Origin of the sequence: Streptomyces griseorubiginosus (genome assembly GCF_017614965.1) — a bacterium.
GTDB classification, from domain to species: domain Bacteria; phylum Actinomycetota; class Actinomycetes; order Streptomycetales; family Streptomycetaceae; genus Streptomyces; species Streptomyces griseorubiginosus_B.
The window spans coordinates 29,279-52,680 of the sequence record NZ_WVUG01000023.1 but is presented as its reverse complement, the minus strand read 5'-3'; the positions used below and the strand labels follow the sequence as shown (position 1 = coordinate 52,680).

Annotated in this window: 22 protein-coding genes and 1 riboswitch; of the genes, 10 read left to right on the top strand and 12 right to left on the bottom strand. The window is 70.8% G+C overall.

Translation table 11 applies throughout. From position 1 onward, the window contains the following. From GRC12_RS07330 to GRC12_RS07280, 11 genes are all read right to left on the bottom strand, one after another. Positions 1-1,019, bottom strand: a 1,019-nt coding sequence (locus GRC12_RS07330; RefSeq protein ID WP_208778270.1) for an ArnT family glycosyltransferase, incomplete at its 3' end; no start/stop codon positions are given. Positions 1,020-1,184: 165 nt separating this feature from the next. Further along, a complete protein-coding gene (locus GRC12_RS07325) occupies positions 1,185-1,877 on the bottom strand; it encodes a VOC family protein (protein ID WP_208778268.1) in 693 nt (230 codons plus the stop codon). Between the two features lie 36 nt (positions 1,878-1,913). Next, complete coding sequence (locus GRC12_RS07320; RefSeq protein ID WP_208778267.1) at positions 1,914-2,246, bottom strand: 4Fe-4S dicluster domain-containing protein; 333 nt, start codon at positions 2,244-2,246, stop codon at positions 1,914-1,916. Further along, positions 2,243-3,847, bottom strand: a complete 1,605-nt coding sequence (locus GRC12_RS07315) for an FAD-dependent oxidoreductase (RefSeq protein WP_208778265.1) — start codon at positions 3,845-3,847, stop codon at positions 2,243-2,245. Before GRC12_RS07315 ends, GRC12_RS07320 begins: the two co-directional genes overlap by 4 nt. A 25-nt stretch (positions 3,848-3,872) precedes the next feature. Next, on the bottom strand, positions 3,873-4,685 hold the full coding sequence (locus tag GRC12_RS07310; RefSeq protein ID WP_208778264.1) for an ABC transporter permease: 813 nt from the start codon (positions 4,683-4,685) through the stop codon (positions 3,873-3,875). Next, positions 4,682-5,488: an ABC transporter ATP-binding protein gene (locus GRC12_RS07305; protein ID WP_208778261.1), complete on the bottom strand. Its 807-nt coding sequence runs from the start codon at positions 5,486-5,488 to the stop codon at positions 4,682-4,684. The genes GRC12_RS07310 and GRC12_RS07305 overlap by 4 nt, the downstream gene beginning before the upstream one ends. Further along, positions 5,481-6,809 carry an LLM class flavin-dependent oxidoreductase gene (locus tag GRC12_RS07300; RefSeq protein WP_208778260.1) on the bottom strand — a complete coding sequence of 443 codons (1,329 nt, stop codon included), beginning with the start codon at positions 6,807-6,809 and terminating at the stop codon, positions 5,481-5,483. The genes GRC12_RS07305 and GRC12_RS07300 overlap by 8 nt, the downstream gene beginning before the upstream one ends. Then, a complete protein-coding gene (locus GRC12_RS07295; RefSeq protein WP_208778259.1) occupies positions 6,806-7,861 on the bottom strand; it encodes an aliphatic sulfonate ABC transporter substrate-binding protein in 1,056 nt (351 codons plus the stop codon). Before GRC12_RS07295 ends, GRC12_RS07300 begins: the two co-directional genes overlap by 4 nt. A gap of 45 nt (positions 7,862-7,906) precedes the next feature. Beyond that, positions 7,907-8,638: an ABC transporter ATP-binding protein gene (locus GRC12_RS07290; RefSeq protein WP_208778258.1), complete on the bottom strand. Its 732-nt coding sequence runs from the start codon at positions 8,636-8,638 to the stop codon at positions 7,907-7,909. Then, a complete protein-coding gene (locus GRC12_RS07285) occupies positions 8,635-9,531 on the bottom strand; it encodes an ABC transporter permease (protein WP_208778257.1) in 897 nt (298 codons plus the stop codon). Before GRC12_RS07285 ends, GRC12_RS07290 begins: the two co-directional genes overlap by 4 nt. Further along, complete coding sequence (locus tag GRC12_RS07280) at positions 9,528-10,424, bottom strand: TauD/TfdA dioxygenase family protein (RefSeq protein ID WP_208778256.1); 897 nt, start codon at positions 10,422-10,424, stop codon at positions 9,528-9,530. Before GRC12_RS07280 ends, GRC12_RS07285 begins: the two co-directional genes overlap by 4 nt. A 731-nt stretch (positions 10,425-11,155) precedes the next feature. On the opposite strand from GRC12_RS07280, the gene GRC12_RS07275 reads away from it, so the two are divergent. The 10 genes from GRC12_RS07275 (at position 11,156) to GRC12_RS07235 (ending at position 22,325) form a co-directional block, all read left to right on the top strand. Continuing rightward, positions 11,156-12,262, top strand: a complete 1,107-nt coding sequence (locus tag GRC12_RS07275) for an LLM class flavin-dependent oxidoreductase (RefSeq protein WP_208778255.1) — start codon at positions 11,156-11,158, stop codon at positions 12,260-12,262. After that, a complete protein-coding gene (locus GRC12_RS07270) occupies positions 12,259-13,659 on the top strand; it encodes an NtaA/DmoA family FMN-dependent monooxygenase (protein ID WP_208778254.1) in 1,401 nt (466 codons plus the stop codon). Before GRC12_RS07275 ends, GRC12_RS07270 begins: the two co-directional genes overlap by 4 nt. A gap of 92 nt (positions 13,660-13,751) precedes the next feature. Beyond that, positions 13,752-14,675, top strand: a complete 924-nt coding sequence (locus tag GRC12_RS07265) for an LLM class F420-dependent oxidoreductase (RefSeq protein WP_208778253.1) — start codon at positions 13,752-13,754, stop codon at positions 14,673-14,675. A 43-nt stretch (positions 14,676-14,718) separates the two neighbouring features. Further along, positions 14,719-15,543, top strand: coding sequence for a DUF1684 domain-containing protein (locus GRC12_RS07260; RefSeq protein WP_208778252.1), 825 nt, complete (start codon positions 14,719-14,721; stop codon positions 15,541-15,543). 58 nt (positions 15,544-15,601) lie between these two features. Then, positions 15,602-15,714: riboswitch (SAM riboswitch) on the top strand. A 34-nt stretch (positions 15,715-15,748) separates the two neighbouring features. After that, positions 15,749-15,865 carry a putative leader peptide gene (locus GRC12_RS46890; protein WP_023551189.1) on the top strand — a complete coding sequence of 39 codons (117 nt, stop codon included), beginning with the start codon at positions 15,749-15,751 and terminating at the stop codon, positions 15,863-15,865. A gap of 226 nt (positions 15,866-16,091) precedes the next feature. After that, entirely contained in the window at positions 16,092-17,711 is a 1,620-nt protein-coding gene (locus tag GRC12_RS07255) for an ABC transporter substrate-binding protein (RefSeq protein WP_208778251.1), read from the top strand. 3 nt (positions 17,712-17,714) lie between these two features. Continuing rightward, the gene (locus GRC12_RS07250) at positions 17,715-18,674 is read left to right on the top strand and encodes an ABC transporter permease (RefSeq protein WP_208778250.1); all 960 of its coding nucleotides are present in this window, start codon (positions 17,715-17,717) and stop codon (positions 18,672-18,674) included. Continuing rightward, positions 18,671-19,585, top strand: coding sequence for an ABC transporter permease (locus GRC12_RS07245; RefSeq protein ID WP_208778249.1), 915 nt, complete (start codon positions 18,671-18,673; stop codon positions 19,583-19,585). The genes GRC12_RS07250 and GRC12_RS07245 overlap by 4 nt, the downstream gene beginning before the upstream one ends. Beyond that, on the top strand, positions 19,582-21,270 hold the full coding sequence (locus GRC12_RS46360) for a dipeptide ABC transporter ATP-binding protein (protein ID WP_208778248.1): 1,689 nt from the start codon (positions 19,582-19,584) through the stop codon (positions 21,268-21,270). The genes GRC12_RS07245 and GRC12_RS46360 overlap by 4 nt, the downstream gene beginning before the upstream one ends. Further along, entirely contained in the window at positions 21,267-22,325 is a 1,059-nt protein-coding gene (locus GRC12_RS07235) for an LLM class flavin-dependent oxidoreductase (RefSeq protein ID WP_208778247.1), read from the top strand. Before GRC12_RS46360 ends, GRC12_RS07235 begins: the two co-directional genes overlap by 4 nt. An 8-nt stretch (positions 22,326-22,333) precedes the next feature. Here GRC12_RS07235 and GRC12_RS07230 read toward each other — a convergent pair whose 3' ends face one another. Beyond that, positions 22,334-23,335, bottom strand: coding sequence for an NADP-dependent oxidoreductase (locus tag GRC12_RS07230; RefSeq protein ID WP_208778246.1), 1,002 nt, complete (start codon positions 23,333-23,335; stop codon positions 22,334-22,336). Positions 23,336-23,402: the final 67 nt, after the last annotated feature.

Sequence of the window (23,402 nt, the reverse complement as noted above, 5' to 3'; positions counted from 1 at the left end):
CCTCCGCTCCGTGGAGCAGCCGCCCTGACGGCCGTCGATCCGCTCGGGCCCTTGGCCATGCCCGTCCGCGCGCCTGATCCCCGGCGCGTGTCCTGGGCGGAGGTGCGGACATGGCCGTTGCCTCCCCCCTGGGAGGCGGAAACGCTGCCCGTGGAGGCCGCGCTGATGCCCAGGGAAGAGAAACGGGACAGGAAGTTGTAGCCCACCACCATGCTGAACGCCGAGTTGTCGGTGGTGCCGTCCACGTACGGCCGGTCCTTGGCCGGGGTGAGGGTGACGGCGAGGATCCACGACGCCGACACGGCCGTCATCACCAGGGCAGCCACACCGAGGTGGGCCAGCCGTCGGCGCAGCGTGAGCGGTGCCGAGATCAGATACACGAGGGCGAGAGCAGGCAGTACGGCCCAGGACTCGAGCATCTTGGCCTGGAAGCCGATGCCGACCCAGACACCGGCGATGACCAGCGGCCGGAGCCTGCCCTCGCGCGCGGCCCGCTGAGTCGCCCCGGCCGCCAGCAGCAGGCACAGCGTGAACATCGGATCCTCGACCGAGGTACGGAAGAGACCCACCGCGACGGGGGTCACCAAGAACACCGCGCCGGCGATCAGAGCCGCATGCGTGCCCGCCCAGCGGCCGACGACGCGGTACAGGACAAGCAGACTGGCGACGCCTTCCAGAACCTGCGGAAGCGTCAGCGCCCACGCGTGGAATCCAAACAACCGCGCGGACAGCGCCTGCGGCCAGAGGAACCCCGGCAATTTGTCGAGCGTGATGGAATTTCCGGGATCGAAGGACCCGTAGAAGAAAGCCTTCCAGCTCTCCGTCATGCTGCGGGCCGCACTCGCGTAGAACGTGTGGTACTCGCTGCGGTCGATGCCCCAGGCATAGAACACGACGGCGAGCACGACGAGAACCAGCAGCGCAGGGCGTGCGTACGCCGGCTCACCCTGGGGTGACCGCCATGGCGGGCGACGGTATGAGCCCGCGGGCGCGGTTGCGTTGAGGACGTTCGAGGCCATGCGCAGCAGTTTTGGTCACGACATCTCCCCGCGACGCCGACGCGGCCCCATTTCAAGGAAACTCTCACCGCGACAAGAGGAATTCTTTAAGCGCATTGCACGGAAATGACGCCGGTCGAGTGAAGCCCTTACTCGCAGGGGAACGAATTCTCATGTGACAGTGACTCAGCCGTCTCTGCCCTGCCAAGTGGTCACGCAGGCCTCGTTCCCCTCCCTGTCGGAAAGGACCCAGAAGGCCGGGGCACGGGTCGCGGACACCAGTCGACCGCCCGCCGCCAGCGCGGCATCGACGCGCAGGAGCGCCTCGTCGTGGGGAACGCTGATGTCCAGGTGAATGCGGTTGCGTTGGGGGCGTGCTCGGTCCATCTGTTGGAACCAGACCGCGGGCCCGACCCGGAACGGGTCGACGAGGGGATCTTCCGGTCCTGCGCCCGCCAGTTCGTCGGCATAGCCCAGGACCGCCTTCCAGAAGGGCCGGATCCGGGCGATGTCCAGCGCGTCGATCGCGATCTCCACGAGCTGCACCGACCGCTGTGCGCCGGTCCCGGTCCCGGGCTCTGTCCGCAGCCCCGCTTCGCGGACCGTCGCGGAAATGCGACGGGCGAGTTCGACGTCCCGGTCGGTCACCGCCGCGTGGGCCCGGGACTGCAGGGTGAGCATGACCCGATCGGGGCGGGCATCGAGCAGGAGATGCCGATCGGCAGCGTCACCGCACACCTCCACGACGTCCGACGTCACACTGATTCCCTGGGCCAGGGACCGGACCGGGACGGACGTCTGCAGGGTGCCCAGGATGTAGCGCCAGCCGTGGTCGTGCACTGCTTCTGACGCTGTCCGTCGGCTCAGTCGTTGCTCCACCACGCCATCCTTGCAGGTCACGTCGGCACGGGCCGGTCAGTCCGGGTACTCCGGTCCGATCGCCGTGCGGGCGCCGAGCGTCCTGCCCCTGCCCCAGCCGAGTTCGCGCCGGTATCCGCCGAGCAGCCCCGAACCCTCCAGTTCGGTCACATCGCGGAAGTGCGAGTCGGCGGCGACCGCGGTCACCAGCGGCGCCACGAAGAGCGCGTCGGTCGGGCAGTACGCCTCGCACTGGAAGCACGTCTGGCAGCTGTCCTGCCGCGCGATCACCGGAATGCCGTCCGCGCCGCGGTCGAACACACGCGTCGGGCAGACTTCGACGCACCGGTCGCAGGCTATGCACCGACCCGGCTCGACGATCTCGATCATGCGGCTCGGCCTCCGTTCGCGAGCAGTTGACGCCGCGGCGTCTCCGGGCGGCTCCAGATCTCGTCGAGCCCGCCGGTGAGCAGCCGGTGGTGCTGGGCCGGGTCCAGCGCCGGGTGATCGGTTCGTTTGTGCATGCCGCGGGATTCGGTGCGCCGCAGCGCCGCGTGGTACATCCACCGCCCGTGGGCGACCATCGCGGCGGCCTCCCGGGCGCGGAAGAGCTCCTCGCCGTCGGCCCCCAGCCCCTCACGGACCGCGGACCAGGTGCGGTGCAGGGAACGCAGCGCCGGTTCCAGCCGGTCCGCGTGCCGCAGGTAGTTGCGGTCGTACGGCAGGATCTCGCGCTGCACGGCGTCGACGGCCTCGCGGTGGCCGATGGTCACGGGACCGGTGGGGCGCAGACCGGCTGTACCCGCGGCGCGCAGTGCGCGCCCAGGACGGCCCCGGCGGGCGGCGAACCCGGCGGCGCCCCGGCCCGCCCAACTGCCCGAGGACACCGCCCACGCGGCGTTGTGGCTGCCGCCTCCGGTGAAGCCACCGCAGATCAGCTCGCGGGTCGCGGTGTCGCCCGCCGCGTACAGACCGGGGACGTCGGTGGAGCAGTCGTGGTCGGCGATGCGTACGCCGCCCGTCCCCCGTACCGTGCCTTCGGCGAGCAGGGTGACCTCGAACAGGTCGGTGAAGGGGTTGATGCCCAGCCGGTCGAAGACCAGGAAGGTGTTCGGCTGGCCCTTGCGCATCGCTCGCTGCTCGTGCGGTGCCGCCCGGTCGAACCGGGCGTACACCGGCTCCGTGAGCAGGGTCTTGGCGATCACCGACCGGCCGCGGGTGCTGCCCGCGCCGTCGAGGACCGAACCGTCGGCGCGGTAGAAGGTCGCCCAGGAGTAGTAGGCGGTCTTGGTCAGGGACGTGCCCTTCGGTGCGATGGCGTAGGCGTTGGAGAACTCCATCCCGGACAGCCGCGCCCCCGCTTCGACGGCCAGCAGCGCCCCGTCCCCGGTGTTGACGTCGCAGCCGAGCGTCTTGGAGCGGAACGCGCATCCCCCGGCGGCGAGCACGACCGCGCCCGCCTGGACACGGACGGTCTCACCGGTCGTACGGTCCAGCGCCCGCGCTCCCGAGACGACTCCGTCCGTGTCGGTGAGGAGCTCCAGCGCCGGAGTGTGGTCGAGGACGCGGACGCCGAGCCGTTGTACCCGGGTGCGCTGTCGGCGCATGTACTCCGGGCCCTGGAGGTCGCCGCGCAGTTGCCGGCCGTCACTGTCGACCGGGAACGGGTAGCGCTGGATGCGGGCCAGTTCGTCCATGCGTGCGTGGGTCTCGTCGAGGACGCGTGCCATCCAGTCCCGGTCGGCCAGATGACCACCGAGTGCCTCGCGGCTCGCCATGGCGGCCTCGCGCAGTTCGGGGACGTCGTCGACGTACCAGATGCCGGTGCCGACGGAGGCGGTCGCTCCGCTGGTGCCCGTGTAGCCCTTGTCGGCGAGGACGACGTCGGCGCCCGCCTGGGCGGCCTTGATCGCGGCCCAGGTGCCCGCGGGGCCACCGCCGATCACCAACACGTCGGTGTTCAGGGTGGGTTCGGGGTCGTTGCTCGTCATGGCGCGCGTTCCTTTCCGTACGGGTTCAGGGCTTGAGACGGCCGGTGGCGAACAGCGCGGCCGACCAGGCCGTCAGTGCCGCCGCGAGGGTCCAGACCACGGCCAGCGCCCAGCCCGCGCCGACGTCGCCCTGGCCGAGGAACCCGATCCGTTCGACCTGGACCAGCCAGAAGACGGGGTCGAGGTGGCTCAAGGCGTCCCAGAACGACGGCAGTTGGTGCACGGAGTAGAAGACGCCGCCGAGGAAGCCCAGCGGCAGCAGAATGATCGACTCCATCGAGTACACGTGGTCGAGGGACTTGGCGTGGGCGCCGGCGATCACGCCGACCTGCGCGGCGACCAAGAGCAGCCCGAGGGTGCCGAAAGACAGGACGAGGGGGCGGGCCGGGGCACCGCCGTGGGTGAGCGGCAGGGCCACCGCCAGGACTCCCGCGCCCACGACGGCTCCGCGGGCGATGCCGCCGCCCACGAGCGCCGCGTTGATCTCCCACCACCTGAGGGGACTTGCGAACACGTCGTCGATGTACTGGTCCCTGCGCGCCTCGAAGAGGCTGGTCGTGCCGTTGAAGAAGCCGACGTTGACGATCGCCTGGGCGAAGAGGCCGGGCACGATGAAGCTGCCGTAGCCGACGCCGTCGACCGTGTCGACGTGGGAGCCGAGAGCCGATCCGAAGACGACCACGAACAGCACGGTCGACAGCACCGGACCGACGACGCTGTAGCGCCAGATCGTGAGGAAGCGCAGGACTTCGCGCTCCAGGAGCCACAGGAACGGTGAGCGCTCCGACCGGAAGGGCTCGTCGTACGCCGGAGGGGCCGGTGTACCGGTGCTGCTCACGAGGCCACCCCTTCAGCCGTGATCACCCGGTCGTAGACCTCCGAGATGTCCCTTGCCGCGTACCGCCGGAGCAGTGAGGCGGAGGAGCCGCGGTCGACGATCCGGCCGGCCCGCAGCAGTGCGATCTCGTCGCACAGGGTCTCCGCCTCCTCCAGGTAGTGGGTGGTGAGCAGAATGGTGGTGCCGGCCGCGTTGAGGCCCTTGACGACCCGCCAGATCTCCGAGCGCAGTTCGACGTCGACTCCGGCCGTCGGTTCGTCGAGGATGAGCAGGCGGGGGTGGTGCATGAGGGCCCGTGCGAGGACGAGGCGGCGTTGCATGCCGCCGGAGAGTTCGTAGGCGCGTTGGTCGGCCTTGTCGTCGAGGCGGAACAGGGCGAGGAGTTCGTCCGCGCGCCGGGCGGCCGCCTTGCGGCCGATGCCGTGGTAGCCGGCGTGGTAGACCAGGATCTGGCGGATGGACAGGAACCGGTCGACGTTGATGTCCTGCGCGGCCAGGCCCAGGAGCCTGCGGGCCTGGCGGCTGCGGTGGTCGTGGCCGAAGACGGAGAGGCTGCCGGCCGTGGGCCGGACGATGTTGCACACCGAGCCGATGAGGGTGGTCTTGCCGGCACCGTTCGGGCCGAGCAGCCCGAAGAACGCGCCGTCGGGTATCTCCAGGTCCAGTCCGGACACGGCGGTGAAGCCGTCCTCGTAGGTCTTGCGCAGGCCCTCGACCCGCAGGGCGGGCGGGTTCCCGCCGCTCCGGGAAGACGGAGCGGCGGGAGGCGCGAGCGGGTCGGGCCCGGACAGCGGGTCAGCCATGGAACTGGTTCGCCGGAACGGGGAGACCGTAGTGCTCGCGCAGGGTCGTGCCCTCGTAGTCCTCACGGAACAGGCCCTTGCCGCGCAGGATCGGCAGCACGTGCTCGACGAAGGCCGCAAGGCCCGACGGCAGGGCGGGGGCCATGATGTTGAACCCGTCCGCGGCACCGCCCTCGAACCACGCGATGATCGTGTCCGCGACCTGCTCGGGCGTGCCCACGAACTCGAAGTGGCCGCGCCCGCCGCCGAGCCGCGAGATGATCTGCCGGACCGTCAGCTGCTCACGCACCGCGAGCTCGATGATCAGGTCGGATCGGGACTGCGAGCCCTCCAGCTTCGGCCTGGCCAGGATGACGTCCGGTAGCGGGGCGTCGAGTCGGAAGACCGACGGCTCGGTCTCGAACACGGCGGCCAGCTGACGCAGCCCGTACTCGGGGACGCGCAGTTCGTCGAACTGCCGGGCCAGCGCCCGGGCTTCCTCCTCGGTCGACCCGATGTAGGGGACGATGCCGGGCAGGACGATCACGCCGTCCGGGTCGCGGCCCGCCGCCACGGTCCGTGCCTTGATGTCCGCGTAGAAGGCGGCCGCGCGCTCGTACGTCGTGTGAGCGGTGAAGATGGCCTCGGCGTGGCGGGCGGCGAAGTCCTTGCCGTCCTCCGAGGAGCCCGCCTGGACGAGCAGCGGGTAACCCTGTGGCGGACGCTCGACGTTGAGGGGGCCCGCGACCTTGAAGTACCGGCCCCGGTGGTCGAGTCGGTGCAGCAGCCCGGGGTCGGCGTACCGCCCGGTGCTCTTGTCCGCGGCGACGGCCTCGGACTCCCAGCTGTCCCACAGCGCCTTGGCGACCTTCAGGAACTCGTCGGCGCGGGCGTAGCGTTCGGCGTGTCCGGGACGGTCGTCGAGGCCGAAGTTGGCCGCCTCGTCCGCGCCCGCCGAGGTGACGATGTTCCAGCCGGCGCGGCCGCCGCTGACGTGATCGACGGAGGCGAGGCGACGGGCGAGGTTGTACGGCTCGTTGTACGTCGACGACACCGTGGCGATGAGGCCGATCCTGCTGGTCGCCTGGGACAGCGCGGTGAGCAGGGTCAGTGGTTCGAGCTGGCCCGGGGGCCGGAACTCGCCGGTGCCGATGAGGGCCGGGCCGTCCGCGAGGAACAGCGAGTCGAACTTGGCGCTCTCGGCGAGCTGTGCCAGCTCGATCCAGTGCCGCAGGTCGAAGTCGGCGCGGGGGTTGCTGTGTGGGAGCCGCCAGGCCGCCTCGTGGTGGCCCGCCTCCATGAGGAAGGCGTTGAGGTGGAGTTGACGTCCTGGCGCGCTCATGAGGTGACCTTCAGCTTGGAGCTGTCGTAGCCGGCCGGGAGGAGGTTGTCGGTGATCGACTTGACGTCGACCGTCTTGGTGATCTGGCCTGCTTCCAGGAAGGCGTCCGCGAGCTTCTGCTCGGCCGCGATGTCCGACGTCTCCACCGGTGTCACGCGGGTCTCGAATGTCTTGAGGGATGCCTTGGCGTCGTCCAGCGGGATGCCCTCCTCCTTGGACACCGCCTCGGCGTACTTGTCCTCGTGCTTGATCGCCCACGCGAACTCGCTGGCAAGGCGCTTCAGTACGTCCGTGAGGGCCGCCCGCTTGGTCTTGTCGTTGAGCGACTTCTCGCTGGCGACGTAGTAGCTGCTGGTCTGGTCGATCGGCGGCAGGCCCTTCGCCAGAATGCGTGCGCCGTTCTTGACCGCGATCGCGGACTGGGGGTTCCAGATCGACCAGGCGTCCACCTTGCCGGTGTTGAACGCCGTGGCGCCGGCCGCCGGGTCGAGGAAGACCAGCTGCACGTCCTTGGGGCCGAGGCCGACGCTCTTGAGCGCGTTGAGGGCCAGGCCGTGGGCCGAACTGCCCTGCGGGACGGCGATCTTCTTGCCCTTGAGGTCCTTGAGCGACTTCAGCGGCGATCCCTTGGGAACGATGATGTTCTCGTTGGACTGGGTGGGCGTGAGCGAGCGGTTGACCGCGACGACCTTGAAGCCGTACTCCTTCGCGGCGCCGGTGATCGGCGGCACGTCGCCGACGCTGCCGAGGTCGATGTCGCCCGAGGCGGCGGCCTGCACGAGCGGCGGGCCGTAGGTGAAGCGGGCGAACTTCACCTTGTAGGACGCGCTGTCGAACGCGCCGGTGATCCGCGCCAGTTCCTGGCTGCCGTCACCGCCGTTGTCGCCGATGGTGAAGGTGTACTTGCTCCACTCGGGGTGCTTGGCGTCGCTCGCGTCGACGGCCTTGCTCAGCGGCGCGGTGGAGTCCGAGGACGATCCGCAGGCGGCGAGGGTGCCCGCCAGGGCGAGCGAACCGATGGCGCCGATGAGTCTGGTCGTTCTCTGTCGCATGGGCTGTCGAGCTTTCTGTGCTGGGTGAGGGTTTTTTGGGGAAGGTCAGTGCTGTCCGGCGAGGCCGAGGTCGTCCAGGAGCCGGGCGCGGAGTTCCTCACGGGCGACGCTCGCCTCCCGGTCCGCGGCGGTGAGGCTCACCGTGTGCGCGCTGCCGATGCGGCCGTTGCTCATGACGACGATGCGGTCCGCCAGGGCGATCGCCTCGTCGACGTCGTGGGTGACCAGGAGCATGGCCGCGTGGTGCTTGCTGCGCAGCGCGCGTACGAGGTCGTGCATGCGCAGTCGGGTGATGGCGTCCAGGGCCGCGAACGGCTCGTCGAGCAGCACCAGTTCGGGCTCGGAGACCAGTGCCCGGGCGAGCGACACCCGCTGGGCCTCGCCGCCGGAGAGCTCCTTGGGCCAGGCCTTCTCGCGGCCCGAGAGTCCGACCTCCGCCAGCACCTCGCGGGCCCGCTGGTCGGCGTCGGGGCCGTGCAGGCCGAGCGTGACGTTGCGCAGCACCCGCTGCCAGGGCAGCAGCCGGTCGGCCTGGAAGACGATCGCGCGCCGTGCCGGGACCTCCACGCGTCCGCCGTCGGGCCGGTCGAGGCCGGCGAGCAGCCTCAGCAGGGTGCTCTTGCCGCAGCCCGAGGGGCCGAGCAGGATCACCAACTCCTCTTCCTCGATGGTCAGATCGAGGCGGTCGAGGACGCGACGGTCACCGAACTGCCGTACCACCTGCTCGACGACGACCCCGGTCCGACGGCGGGGCTCCGTCGTGATGGTGCTGCTCATGACGCCTCATAACTGGGTCGCCACCGCAGCAGCACCCGCTCGAGAGCCCGGACGAACTGGTCGGCGAGCAGACCGAGGAGCGAGTAGATCACCAGCCCCACGAAGACCTGGTTGGTCTGGAGATACGTCTGCCCTTGGGTGATGAGGAAGCCAAGTCCCTTGTCGGCGTTGACCGTTTCGGCGGCGACCAGTCCCAGGACGCTGTATGCGAGGGAGAACCGGAGGCCGACCAGGAACCCGGGCAGGGCTCCGGGCACCAGTACGCGCGTGACCAGGCGCCAGGTGCCGGCGCCCGTCGTGCGCGCCATCTCGATCAGCCTCTGGTCGACGCCCCGTATCGCGGCGAACAGGTTGAGGTACATCGGGACGCCGGCGCCGAAGGAGATCAGCAGGACCTTGGTGAGTTCGTCGATGCCGAACCACACGATCATCAGCGGCAGCACGGCGAGGAGGGGGATCGTGTTGAGTACCTGTACGAGCCCGTTGAAGAGGTACTCGCCGCTGCGCAGCAGCCCGCCGAGGACGCCGGTGACGACGCCCACCGTCAGTCCGATCGCCAGGCCGATGCCGGCCCGCTGCAGCGATATGGCCAGGTCGGGCCCGAGGACGCCCTGTTGCCACAGGTCGACGGCCGACTTCACGATCGAGGTGGGTGCCGGGGCGTAGGTCTTGGACACCACGCCTGCCCGGGCGAGTATCTCCCAGACGACGAGGATCGCGACCGGAGTCGTGTAGATGCCCAGCGGCCAGCGCAGGCGCTCGCGGAGTGTGCGCAGCGGTGTCCGTCGGCGGGCGTCGACCGGCAGGAACACCTCGCGTTCCGGCGCGTTGGTCGTCGTCTCCGCGTCCGGGCCCTTCACGACCGCCGGTGCCGGGATGCGGATCTCGGTCATGCCGCCACCGCCAGGACGCCGCTGTAGTGCGAGGCGTCGCCGAGGAGTTGCTCGCTGCGGCGGCCGTCGACTCCGGCGGGCACTTCCCCGGCGACGGTCACCCGGTTGAGGCGGCGCGGGTGGTCGTCGTAGTTGTCGACGCCGTAGTGCTGGGTGATCCGGTTGTCGAAGATCAGCAGCTGGTTCGGGGACCAGGTCCAGCGCAGGATGTTCTCCGGGCGGGTGACGTACGACTGCAGGATGCGCAGCAGATCAGCGGAGTCACTGCCCGACAGGCCGACGATCCGCTTGGCGAACCCGCCGATGAACAGCCCGCGTTCGCCGGTCAGCGGATGCACCCGCACGACGGGGTGCTCGGCCTCGTAGGGCGTCGAGACGAAGGCGCGGTCGTACTCCTGCCGTTGGGCGGTGGTGGGCTCGGGGCGTGCGTAGTCGTACTGGTTGGTGTGCACGACGCGCAGGGTGTCGGCGAGGGCGCGCAAGGGTTCGGGCAGGTCGCGGTAGGCCGCGGCGGCGTTGGCGATGAGCGTCTCGCCGCCGTAGGGCGGGATCTTGATGGACCGGAGCGTGGTCACCTGGGGCGGGTTGACCACGAAGGTGACGTCCGTGTGCCATTCGTTGGCCTTGGACGTCTCGCTGTCGACGGCGAGCACGTTCGTCGTGCCGTCGGCGGCCGGCACATTGGGGTGGGCGGTCGTCAGCTCGCCGAACCAGCGGGCCACACGCTCCTGGCCGGCGTTGTCGAGTCGCACGTCGTCGAACACGATCGCCTTGTGCTCGTTGAGGGCGTCTCGCAGCGTCGTGACCGTCGCGAGGTCGGGGGGCGCCGTGAGGTCGACGCCCTCGACGACGGCGCCGATGCGGCTGGTGAGCTTACGGATGGACGGAGGCATGAGGGGGTCCCTCCCGGACAGACGGGCACACGCGAAGGGGCGCAGGGGATGACATGACGGGGTGAAAGAGGAAAAGGCGTGGTCGCAGGGCCGCCACAGGCGCGTTCTCAGCGACCGCGTCGGCGTACGCGAACAGGCTCCCGACTCATGCGAGGAGGAGGGGAGACGGGGAGCCCTCAGAAGGTGAGTTCGACGGTCCTGCGGGGAGAGACATCACGATGCGGGCGGCTCAACGCCGCTTCACACCGACGCGCACCGAATGCGCGCGAGGCTGTCGCCGGGGACCACGTGCCGGGTCAGCGACAACAAAACGCGCTGGAGACGTGCGCCAGGTCGATGTGGCGCCGCCGAGTGAGGTCCACGCGCGGGTTCATGAGACGGGAGTTCAGCAGAAGCCACCAGGTTGGTCAATAACTTCCCGGACAGGTCTTGCATTGCGGACACGGGGACCTTCTCGGCCTCTTTCCGACCTTGACATCCGCGGGGACGGACGACGTACGTTGAGGCCGAGAGTTCCTGATGGGTGGAGGCTTCCATGCACGTACTGAGCGCGCCCTCGCGCCGTGCGTGCACCGGTGCGCGGCTGATCACCCGGCGGCATGTCGACTACTGCCGTACCTCCTCCGCGGTCTGTCCTTCCGTATCCGCCTGATCCCCTGCCGGCCCTTGCCGCCGGCTGTCTCGTCGTGGCCCGTCGGCCGCGCATTCTCGCGTTTCCCGGAAGGAAGCCCATGTCCGGCCCTGCCCTGCACCTCGCCGTCGAGATCGACGGCGACGGCGCCCACCCCGCGGCCTGGCGCCGCGCCACCCACTCCCCCGATCAGCTGCTCACCCCGCGCCGCGTGGCCGGTGTCGCCGCCGTCGCCGAGAACGCCGGGTTCACCCTGGTCACCCTGGACGACGGCGTGCTGCCCCCCGGTGCGGCACCGGATCCGGTCGGCCGTATCGGCGCGGTGGAGCGGGCGGCTTTCGTCGCGGCGTCCACGAGCACCGTAGGGGTCGCGCCCGTCGTGTCGGTCACGTACGCCGAACCCTTCCACGTCTCCAGTCAGTTGGCCTCCCTGGACCACATCTCCGCAGGTCGCGCCGGGTGGGTGGTGGCGGAGGAGGAACGTCCCGAGGCGGCCCGTGCCTGGGGGCGCCCGCCGGTCGCCGACGCCGAGGCGCGGGCCCGGGAGTCCCGTGACGGTATCGAGGTGGCCCGCGCTCTGTGGGACTCGTGGGAGGACGACGCGGTCATCCGGTCCGTGGCCACCAGCCGCTACCTCGACCGCGACCGGCTGCACTACATCGACTTCACCGGCGAGACGTATGCCGTCAAGGGCCCCGCGATCGTGCCCCGCCCGCCCCAGGGGCAGCTCGTCGTCCTGGGCCGGCCGGACCGGGTTCCCGCCGCACAGCTCGACGTCGGGCTCGTCGAAGGACGCGATCTCGCGTCGGTCGCCAGGGCGGCTGCCGCCGCCGGTACGCCCCGGGTCTTCGCCGAGGTCGAGGTGGCACTGGACACCCCGGGCGCCACGGCCGCCGAGCGCGTCGCGGACCTCGAACGGCACGCGGCATGGAGCGACCGCGGGCGACTGCGGCACATCGGTTCCGCCGACCAACTCGTCGCCCTGCTCGGCGAGTTGAGCCGTCATCTGGACGGGGTACGGCTGCACCCGCTCGTGCTGGACGAGGACCTGTCCGTGCTCTCCCGACTCGTCCTGCCGGCCCTGTCCGAGCGACGTCTCGTCGCCCGTCCGCTGCCCGGTACGTCCCTGCGCTCGACCCTGGGTCTGGAGCGCCCTGCCAACCGCTACGCCGTCGCGGCCACCGCCGCCCAGGAGGACGCACGATGACCCGCACCGACCCCCTCGACGTCCCCCGGCCACACGCCCAGCTGCACTTCGGCGTCTTCTTCCAGGGCGTCAACCACTGGACCATCTGGTCCGCCCCCGGCAGCGGCTCCCAGATCGACCCCGCGTCCTTCCGCAAGGTCGCCCAGACCGCCGAACGCGGCCTGTTCGACGCCTTCTTCCTCGGCGAGGGCCTGCGGCTGCGCGAGGTCGACGGCCGGATCCACGATCTGGACGTGGCCGGGCGTCCGGACGCCATCACCCAACTGGCGGCGCTGGCCGCGGTCACCCGCCGGATCGGCCTGGTCTCCACCTCCAACTCCACCTTCAACGAGCCCGCCGACCTGGCCCGCCGCCTCTCCGGCCTCGACCTCCTCTCCGAGGGCCGCGCCGGCTGGAACGTGGTCACCACGGACAACGCCTGGACCGGCGCGAACTTCCGCCGCGGCGGCTACCTCGACCACGCCGACCGCTACCGGCGCGCCGAGGAGTTCCTCACCGTGGCCCGTGCCCTCTGGGACGGCTGGGAGGACGGTGCCGTCGCCGACTCCGCGACCGCCCGCGCCTGGTCGGCTCCCGGCGCCGTGCGTCAAGTGCGCCACAGGGGTCCGCAGTTCGACGTCGACCTCGCCCCCACCCTGCCCCGCAGCGCCCAGGGTCACCCGGTGATCTTCCAGGCCGGTGACTCCGGCGAGGGACGCGACTTCGCCGCCCGCAACGCCGACGTCGTCTTCTCCGCGCACGGCAACGACTTCGACGACGCCCTGACCTTCGCCGACGACCTCCGACGCCGGCTGCGCGCGGTCGGGCGTCCCGACGACGATCTGCGGATCCTGCCCGGCACCGAGATCATCATCGGCGCGACGGAGGAGGAGGCCCAGGAGAAGAAGCAGTGGATCCGGCTCCAACAGGTCACCCCGGCCACCGCGTTGGGGATCGCCGGGCTGCTGTGGGGCATCGACCTCTCCGACCGTGACGCCGACGGGCCGCTGCCGAAGGAGGACCCGGTCGTCACCGAGAACGACGGCTCCTTCGGCGCCCGCCGGATCGCCGACCCCCGTGCGGTCGTCGCCGAGTGGCGGGCGAAGGCGGAGGCGCACGGCTGGTCGCTGCGCGAGACGGTCATCGCGCTGGGACCACAGCGCGGGCACGTCGGCACGCCGTCCGGTCTCGCCGACAAGTTCGCCCACTTCGTACGGCACGGCGCGGTCGACGGCTTCAACGTCACGCCGTACCTGATTCCCGACGGCCTCGACGACATCGTCGACCTGCTCGTCCCGGAACTGCAGGAACGCGGGATCTACCGCACCGAGTACAGCGGGACCACCCTGCGCGAGAACCTCGGCCTGCGTGAACCGCTCACCCGCCGGTCCGCCCCGGACCGGCGGCAGGCGGGCTGAGCCCCCGCGCCGGATCTCGGACACATGACTGACAAGAAGCTGTCACACAGGAACCGGAATGCCACTCCGGCCGACGCCCGTTCTGAACCGACATGACGGTTGGAGTAGTGCTCACCGCGTCCGACGCGCCGAACCAGGTCGACGCCGCCGTACGACTGGCCCATGAGGCAGCGGAGTTGGGCGTCACGTCGGCCTGGTTCGGGCAGACCTTCGGCGCGGACTCGCCCCAGCTCGCGGCGATCGTCGGGCGCGAGGTGCCGGGACTGCAGGTCGGCACCTCCGCGATCCCAGTCTTCGGCCGCCACCCACTGCTCGTCTCCAGCCAGGCCCAGACCGCCCAGGCCGCGACCCACGGCCGCTACCACCTCGGTCTGGCCCTGGGCACGAAACGGCTGACGGAGACCGCCTTCGGCCTGCCCTTCGAGCGGCCCATCGCCCGGCTGCGTGAATTCCTCACCGCACTGCGGCAGTTGACCGAGACCGGCACGGCCGACTTCCACGGGGAGCTGCTGACCGCCACCACCCCGCTCCCGGCGCGGGTACCGGGTGCTGAGAGAGGTGTCCCGCTGCTGGTCGCCGCGATGGGACCGCAGGCGCTGCGGGTCAGCGGTGAACTGGCCGACGGGATCCTGCCGTACCTGGCGGGACCGCGCGCCCTGGCGGACCACATCGTGCCCGCCCTGACCACCGCCGCCGAGGCCGCCGGCCGCCCCGCGCCGAGGATCGTCGCCCTGGTGCCGGGCGTGGTCACCGACGACGTGGAGGCAGTACGGGCCAAGGCCACCGAGAACCTCGCCTTCTACGAGGGGATCCCGTCCTACGCCCGGGTCATCGAACTCTCCGGCGCCCGACGAGCCGCCGACCTGGCCGTGATCGGCGACGAGCGGACCGTCGAGGCCGAGGTGCGCCGTTACCGCGACGCGGGCGCCACCGAGGTCGTGTTCTCGGGCACCGAGATCGCCGGAGAGGCCGACCGCCGACGCACCTGGCGACTCCTCGGCGAACTCGCCCGCTGAACCGCCCCGAAGACCCGACAGCCCCAGCACGAAGGAGCATCCTTTGACCACCGAGGCCACCGCGACCGACCTCCACACCTTCACCGAGACCTGGCTGGAGTGGTACCGGGCCCAGGAGGCCCGACTCTCCGCCCCGCACGGCATTCTGGCGATCACCGGCCAACACTGGCTCGACGACCACCCACAGCGTTTCCCGGACGCGCCCGGCGCCTGGCACACCGGCCCCGACGGGGTCGTCGTCACTCTCGACGAGGGCGATGAACTGGTCGTCGACGGAACCACGGTGCGCGGTGAACACCGCTTCGGCGTGCTCCCCGAGCGCGGCGGCGTCAACGCGGTGTGGAAAGACGCCGTCATCGAGGTCGCCAAGCGCGGCGGCCACGACATCGTGCGCCCCCGGCACCCGGACGCGCCCCGGCGCACGGCCTTCACCGGAACCCCTGCCTACGCACCTGACCCGCGTTGGGCCGTGACCGGCCGCTACGTCCCCTTCGACACGCCCCGGCCGACCACCGTGGGGGCGGCCGTCGAGGGCCTGGAGCACGTCTATGACGCTCCGGGCAGGATCGACTTCGAGCTGGACGGACGTCAGCTGTCCCTCACCGCGTTCCCCGGCGCCGGCGAGGGCCGGCTGCTGGTGCTGTTCACCGACGCCACCTCCGGGGTCACCACCTACGCCGCCAACCGGGCCCTGTGGCTGGAGCCGCCCGCCGCCGACGGCCGGGTCGTCCTGGACTTCAACCGCGCCACGAACCTGCCGTGCGCCTACACGGACCTGGCCACGTGCCCGCTGCCCCCGGGCGAGAACCGACTGCCGGTGGCGATCGAGGCCGGTCAGAAGATCCCCCGCGAGCGCGGCGGTTCCTGAGCTGGGCCCGGCGCCCGGCCATTGACCAACGGCAAGATCTCTCCGTACGATCACGATTGGCATTGAGTGTCAGCGTCAAGCCCTGGCTCGCTGACCGGCAACCCTCCCACGCGGTGGGGTGCTCCAGGTGAAAGCCCGGCGGGACCACCGACGATCCCGCAAGCGCGTGGCCCCGTGACCGGGGCCGGACAGGTGGAGGACCGACATGCGGCACGGTGGTGACCTCAGCGCCCGTTTCGCCGGCGCCACCGTGTTCTCCCGGCTCTCGCGTCGGCGCCACATCGATCTCAAGCGCTCGACCAGCTGTCTCTGTCAGGCCTGACGCGCCTCTTCAGCGCTGGTCGCCGTCCGGCACCAGTCGCCGCCGCATCCGCCTGCACATGATCCGCGTACTTCGTTTCCGCTGATCCCCGTTCTTCCTTTCCACTGATCCCTGTCTGCACAGCGCTCCCCGACGTCGGCATCACGCCGAGCGGGTCCGCACGCCCTCGCACGGCCGTGCCCCGTACCACCGCCGTGCCTGGTGACACGAGTAGGAGAAGCCCTCCGTGATCGCACTTCCCCATGTCAGAACCTCTCGGTGGGCGGCACTGACCGCCGTTGTGACCACCAGCGCCCTGCTGACCGCCTGCGGATCGGGCGGCGGCGACGCGGGCGGCGGCACCGGACAGCCCAGGTCCGGCGGCACCCTGACCTTCGCGGTGGGGTCGGACTCCGGCTGCGTGGATCCGCAGCAGGTCGCCAGCAACGAGACCATCTACTCGGTGCGCCAGATCGTGGACTCCCTGACGGACCAGGACCCGAAGACCGGCAAGATCGTGCCGTGGCTGGCCAAGAGCTGGGACGTCAGTCCCGACGCCACGACCTTCACCTTCCACCTGCGTTCCGGCGTCACCTTCAGCGACGGCTCGAAGCTGACCGCGCAGGTGGTCAAGGACAACTTCGACGCGGTTCCGAAGCTCGGCGCCCTGGGCACGCTCGCCGAGGGCTACCTGAGCGGCGTCAAGAGCACCACCGTGGTCGACCCGCTCACCGTGAAGGTGACCTTCAGCCAGCCCAACGCCCAGTTCCTGCAGGCCACTTCGACGCACTCGCTCGGCATCGAGTCCTCGGCCAGCGTGAAGAAGACCCCGCAGCAGAAGTGCAGCGACGGGGTGACCGGCTCCGGACCGTTCGTGCTGAAGCAGTACGTGCAGAACCAGTCCCTCACACTCGCCAGGCGCACCGGATACGCCTGGGGATCGTCACTGTGGTCGAAGAAGGGCGAGGCGTATCTCGACAAGCTGGTGTTCAAGGTCGTGCCGGAGGCGGGGGTGCGGGCCGGCAGCCTGCAGTCCGGTCAGGTGGACGCCGTCGCCAGCGTCGGCAAGGCCAACGAGGCGGCGCTCAAGGGCGGCCAGGTCACCCTTCAGCGACGGGCCAACCCCGGGGTGGTGTTCGGTCTCGGCCTGAACAACTCCCGGCCGCTGTTCAAGGACGCCAAGGTGCGTCAGGCGATCCTCCACGCCATCGACCGGCAGCAGATCGCCGACACCGTGTTCCCGACCGGCACCCGCCCGGCCACCAGCGTCCTCGCGCACACCACACCCGACTACACCGACCTCGCCTCCGGCCTGACCTTCGACGCCTCCAAGGCCAAGTCCCTGCTGGACGCGGCCGGTTGGAAGACCGGAAGCGACGGCATCCGCGCCAAGGGCGGCCAGAAGCTGAGTCTGACGATCAAGTGGTTTCCCAACGCAGCCACCAACCAGCCCGCGCTGGAACTCGTTCAGCAGCAGCTCAAGGCCGTCGGTGTCGACGTGGCCCTCAAGCAGCTCCAGGTCACGCAGTTCGCCCCGACACTCCAGTCGGGCGACTACGACGCGGTGTGGGGGAACGTGACCCGCGCCGACCCCGACATCCTGCGCAGCTCCTTCTCCACCGAGCTGGCCAACTTCTACCACCTGCCCCCGAGTTCCCTGGACACGGCACTGTCCGAGCAGGCCGCTACCGTCGACCCGGCCAAGCGCAGGCAACTGGTCGGCGAGGCGCAGCAGTTGATCGTGCAGAACGCCTACTACGCCCCGGTGGTGGAGCTCCAGACCCAGCTGGGCGTGTCGAAGAAGGTGCACGACCTGGACTTCGACGCCTCCAGCCGGCTCCAGCTGCACGACACCTGGATCGGCTGACGCATGCGCCGCTATGTGATCAAACGGCTCGCGCAGGCGGTCGGCGTGCTGTGGGCGGCGTACACGGTCTCGTTCCTGGTGCTGGACTATCTGCCGGGCGACCCGGTCACGGCGATGGCCAGTGCCGGGATGGACTCGGGGCAGGTCGACCCGCAGCAGATCGCCGCCCTGCGGCACGAGTACGGCTTCGACAAGCCGGTGCTGGTGCAGTACGCCGAGTACCTCGGCCGGGCGGTGCGCGGGGACTTCGGCGACTCGGTGTCCACCGGTCGCGCGGTGACCTCGACGCTGGCCGACGCCCTGCCGCAGACCCTGCAGTTGACCGGCACGGCCCTGCTGCTCGCGGTGCTCCTCGGCGGCGGTCTGGCGGTGGTGGCGACGTACACCACTCAGCGCTGGCTGCGGCAGCTGCTGCTGTCGCTGCCGCCGCTGGGGGTGTCCGTCCCGACGTTCTGGGTGGGGCTGCTGCTGGTCGAGTTGTTCTCCTTCCGGCTGCACTGGTTTCCCGCGTTCGGCAACGACGGCCTGCGGGGCCTGGTGCTGCCGGCCCTGACGCTGGCGGTGCCGACCGGGGCGCAGGTCGCCCAGGTGCTCGCCAAGAGCCTGCTCACCGCACTGGACCAGGCGTACATCGAGACGGCGCGGGCCAAGGGCGCCGACCGGTGGCGGGTCCATCTGCGGCACGCCCTGCGCAACGCGTCCCTGCCGGCGCTGACGGTCGTCGGTCTGCTCGTGGGGCAACTGATCGCCGGTTCCGTGGTGGTGGAGACCGTGTTCTCCCGCGACGGCCTCGGCCGCGTCACCGCGGCGGCGGTCACGGCCCAGGACATCCCGCTCGTGCAAGGGGTCGTGGTGTTCGGAGCGCTGATCTTCGTGACTACGAACCTGGTCGTCGACCTGGTCTACCCACTCCTCGATCCACGGATCGTGGTGGCCTCGAACGGAAGGGCGGCCCTCGCATGAGCCAGAGCCTCGTCGACGACACCGCCCTCGGCCTGGCCCGGCCGGTCGACACGGCCCCCGGCCCCGAGCCGCGCAGCCGCGGCGACGTACGACGTCTGCTGCGGTTCCTGGCCCGCCGACCGGGCCTGCTGCTGTCGGTCGTCGTCCTCGTCCTGGTGGTACTGGCCTCGTTCTGGCCGGGACTGTTCACCTCTCAGGACCCGCTGAAGGGCGTCCCCGCCCAGAACTTCCGCGGCCCGAGCGCACATCACTGGTTCGGCACGGACGAGTTGGGCAGGGACGTGTTCTCCCGGGTCGTCCACGGCGCCCAACTGTCCCTCAAGGCGACGCTGATCGCCGTCCTGGTCGCGTTCGTGGTCGGCGGACTGCTCGGGGTGGTCGCCGGGTTCGTGGGCCGCTGGGTGGACGACGTCCTCATGCGCTTCGTCGACGTACTGCTGTCCATCCCCGCGCTGTTCATGTCCCTTGCCCTGGTCACCGCGCTGGGCTACGGCACGGTGAAGGTGGCGGTCGCGGTCGGCATCGCCAGCGTCGCCTCGTTCGCAAGGGTGGCGCGCGCGGAGGTGCTGCGGGTGCGGCAGGCGGTGTTCGTGGAGGCCTCGCGGGCGAGCGGGGCGCGCTGGTACTCGGTGCTGGGCCGGCATGTGCTGCCCAACGCGGCGGGCCCGGTGATCGTCCTGGCCACCCTCGACTTCGGCTCCTCCATCCTGGCCGTCTCCGCCCTCAGCTTCCTCGGTTACGGCGCTCCCCCGCCCGCCCCGGAGTGGGGCACGTTGATCTCCGACGGCCGCAACTACCTCGCCAACGCCTGGTGGCTGACCGCGCTGCCCGGACTGGCCATCGCCGCGACCGTGCTGGCGACCAACCGCATTGCCCGCGCGCTGGACGGCGAATGGTCCCGACAGCCATGACCGACGAACGTGAGGACGGTGAGGACGTGACCACACCATTGCTGGAGATACGCGGTCTGTCGGTGTCGTACCGCACCCGGGGCGGCACGGTCGAGGCCGTCCGGGGCGTGGACCTCGACGTGTGGCCGGGACAGGTGACCGCGGTGGTCGGCGAGTCGGGCTCGGGAAAGAGCACGACCGCGCACGCGATCACCCGGCTGCTGTCGGCGAACGGCCGGATCGACGCGGGCACCGTCCGCTTCGGCCGGCACGACCTCACCACCCTCTCGGAAGCCGAACTGCGCACCGTCCGCGGGGCACGCATCGGACTGGTGCCCCAGGATCCGACGGTCTCCCTCAACCCGGTCAGGCGGATCGGTGACCAGGTCGCCGAGGTGCTGCGCATCCACGGTCTGGCGACCCGCCGATCGGCTCCCGCCGAGGCGGTCGAGGTCCTGGACCGGGCCGGGCTGCCCGACGCGGCCGTACGGGCGCGTCAGTACCCGCACGAACTGTCCGGTGGGATGCGACAACGCGCCCTGATCGCCGTCGCCATCGCGGCGCGGCCCGAGCTGATCATCGCCGACGAGCCCACCAGCGCGCTCGACGTCACCGTGCAACGGGTCATCCTCGACCATCTCCAGACCCTGACCCAGGAACTGGGCACCGCGGTCCTGCTGGTGACCCATGACCTCGGGGTCGCCGCCGACCGGGCCCAGCGGCTGGTGGTGATGTCCCGGGGCAAGGTCGTCGAGGCCGGCCCCACCGGCGACGTCCTGGCCGGCCCGCAAGACGCCTACACCCGGCACCTGCTGGCCAGCGCCCCGAGCCTGACGACCGCCCGACCCCGCACCCCGGTCTCCGCCCCCGAGGCGGAGACGGCACCGCTGCTCGAAGCACGCAACCTCGTCAAGGAGTACAGGCTGCCCCGCGCCGGTGACGGGCCACGAACCCTGCGCGCCGTGGACGACGTCAGCCTCACCCTCCGACGCGGCCGGACCCTCGCCCTGGTCGGCGAGTCGGGCTCGGGCAAGTCCACCACCGCCCGCCTGGTGCTGCGCCTCACCGACGCGACCGCCGGACAGATCCTCCTCGACGGCACCGACGTCACCACCGCCAAGGGCGCACAGGCCCGGCAGTTGCGCCGCCGCGCCCAGCTCGTCTACCAGAACCCCTACGCCTCCCTCGACCCCCGCTTCTCCGTCGCCGAGGTGATCACCGAACCGCTGCGCGCCTTCAAGGTCGGCGACCGTGCCTCCCGGCTCAGCCGGGCCCGCGAGCTCCTCGACCGGGTGGCCCTGCCCGCCGCCACGCTGGAGCGCCGGCCGGCGGAACTCTCCGGGGGACAACGCCAGCGCGTGGCGATCGCCCGGGCCCTCGCCCTCTCCCCCGACCTCGTGGTCTGCGACGAGCCGGTATCCGCGCTCGACGTGTCCGTCCAGGCCCAAGTCCTCGACCTGCTCGCCGAATTGCAGGCCGACACGGGCGTCGCGTACCTGTTCATCTCGCACGACCTGGCCGTCGTGCGCCAGATCGCCCACCAGGTCGCGGTCATGCGGACCGGCCGGGTCGTCGAGACCGGACCGCCCGAGAAGCTGTTCACCGACCCCCGCCACGAGTACACCCGAGAACTCCTCTCCGCCATCCCCGGCGGCCGGCTCCCCTCCCCCGCCCAGACCGCCACGAGCCGAGGAGCAGCGTCGTGAGCACTCCCGCCATCACCTCCTTGGCCTTCCTCACCCCCGGCAACTTCGCCGACGACGACCCCTACACCGGCCTGGAGGAGACCCTCCAGCTCTTCGAGTACGGCGAACGGCTCGGCTACGACGGGGCCTGGATCCGCCAGCGCCACCTCGAACACGGCGTCGGCTCCGCCGCGGTGTTCCTCGCCGCGGCCGGCCAGCGCACCGAGCGGGTCGAGCTGGGGACCGCGGTCATTCCCATCGGTTACGAGAACCCCTTCCGCCTGGCCGAGGACCTCGCCCTGGCCGACGTCCTGTCCCGCGGCCGCCTCCAGGTCGGCTTCAGCACCGGCATGCCGCACGCCGAACTCCTCGGCGACCTGGTGCACGACGGCGACTGGCGCGGCTTCGACCTGTCGTACGGCAGGATCGCCCGCCTCGTCGACCACCTGCGCGGCGACTACCTCGGCGGCCCGGACACCGTGATCCAGTCGCCGGGCAACGTCCAGCGGCCGCGGCTGCAACCCCACAACCCCGGTCTGGTGCGGCGGATCTGGTACGGCGGAGGCAGCCTGCGCTCGGTCCGCTGGGCCGCCGAGAACGGCCTCGGTCTGCTGTCCGGCAACATCGTCTCCGGCGAGGACACCGACGACTTCACCACCGCCCAGGCGAACCTGCTCGCCGAGTACCGGCGCGCCCTCGGCGACGACCGGCAGACGACACGTGTGGCACTGGGGCGGGTGATCGTGCCGTACGACAGCGCCGACGCGGCCACCCGGACCCGCTACCGCGACTACGCGGCCAGTCGACACGCGCGCACCCTGAAGCCGCAGACGCTCGCCGCGCTGGGCGGGAAGCGGTTCCTGTTCGCCCCGGACGTGGTCGGCACCGCGGAGCAGATCCTGGAGCGGCTGACGGCCGATCCCGTCCTCGCGCAGGTGTCGGAACTGCGCCTGGAGCTGCCGTACGAGTTCCACCGGGAGGAGTACGAGCAGATCCTGCACGACGTACGGCACCTGATCGCCCCTGAGTTGGGCTGGCGCACCGCTTTCCCCGCTGTTCAGGAGGCGAGCCGGTGAGCCCTGGCTCATCGCGCTCGCACGATGGTCTTGCCGGTGTTGCGGCCGCGCAGCATGCCCAGGAACGCGTGCACGATGTGCTCGAAGCCGTCCACCACCGTCTGGTCCAACGCGAGCCGGCCGCTCTGCAGGTGAGGAACCGCGAAGTCGTACAACTCCTCTTGCAGGTCAAGGTAGTTGCTGACCAGGAAGCCCTCCATCCGAAGGCTCTTCTCCACGAGGTCCGCGTAGTTGAAGTGCGGCGGCGGCACTTCGGGGGTGTTGTACTGGCCGATCGTGCCGATGCGGACGATGCGTCCGGACGGGCGCAGCGCTCCCACCGCCGCGGCCAGTTGCTCCCCGCCGACGTTGTCGACGAACACGTCGATGCCGTCCGGTGCGGCCTTGCCGAGCAGGTCGGCGGCGGGTCCGCAGTGGTAGTCGAAGGCGGCGTCGTAGCCGACTTCCCGGGTGAGGTGTGCGGCCTTCGCCGCCGATCCGGTACTGCCCACGAGCCGTCCGGCTCCGAGCAGCCGGGCGAATCGCCCGGTCGCCGTGCCGACCCCGCCCGCCGCCGCCGTCACGAACAGGTCGTCGCCCTCCTGGAGCCGGGCGATGCGGGTCAGGCCCGCATAGGCGGTCAGGCCGGTGCCTCCGAGAACGCTCAGGTACGCGGTCAGCGGCACCCCCTCGAAGCGGGGCAGGTGACGTGTCTCCTCGGGAGTGACCACGGAGTGCGTGCGCCAGCCCCGCCGGTGGAACACGGTCTCGCCCTCGGTCAACCCGGGGGTGCGCGAGGCGATCACCCGCCCGATGGTGCGGCCCTCCAGCGGGGCGTGGAGCGCGAAGCCTCCGGGCACGTCGTCCATCATCTCGCGGTGGTAGGGGTCGACGGACCAGTAGAGGTTTTCCACCAGTGCGCCGCCGGCCGCCGGTTCGGGAGGCGGGGACTCGACGAGGGTGAAGTGCTCGGCGGTGGGGAAGCCGTGCGGGCGGGCGGTCTGGTGCACGGTGAGCGCGGTCTCGTTCATGACCGGACCGTAGGGCGGGAATGCGCCTGGTGGTCAGTGGGTTGGGCTCATGCGACGCCCCGTTCCA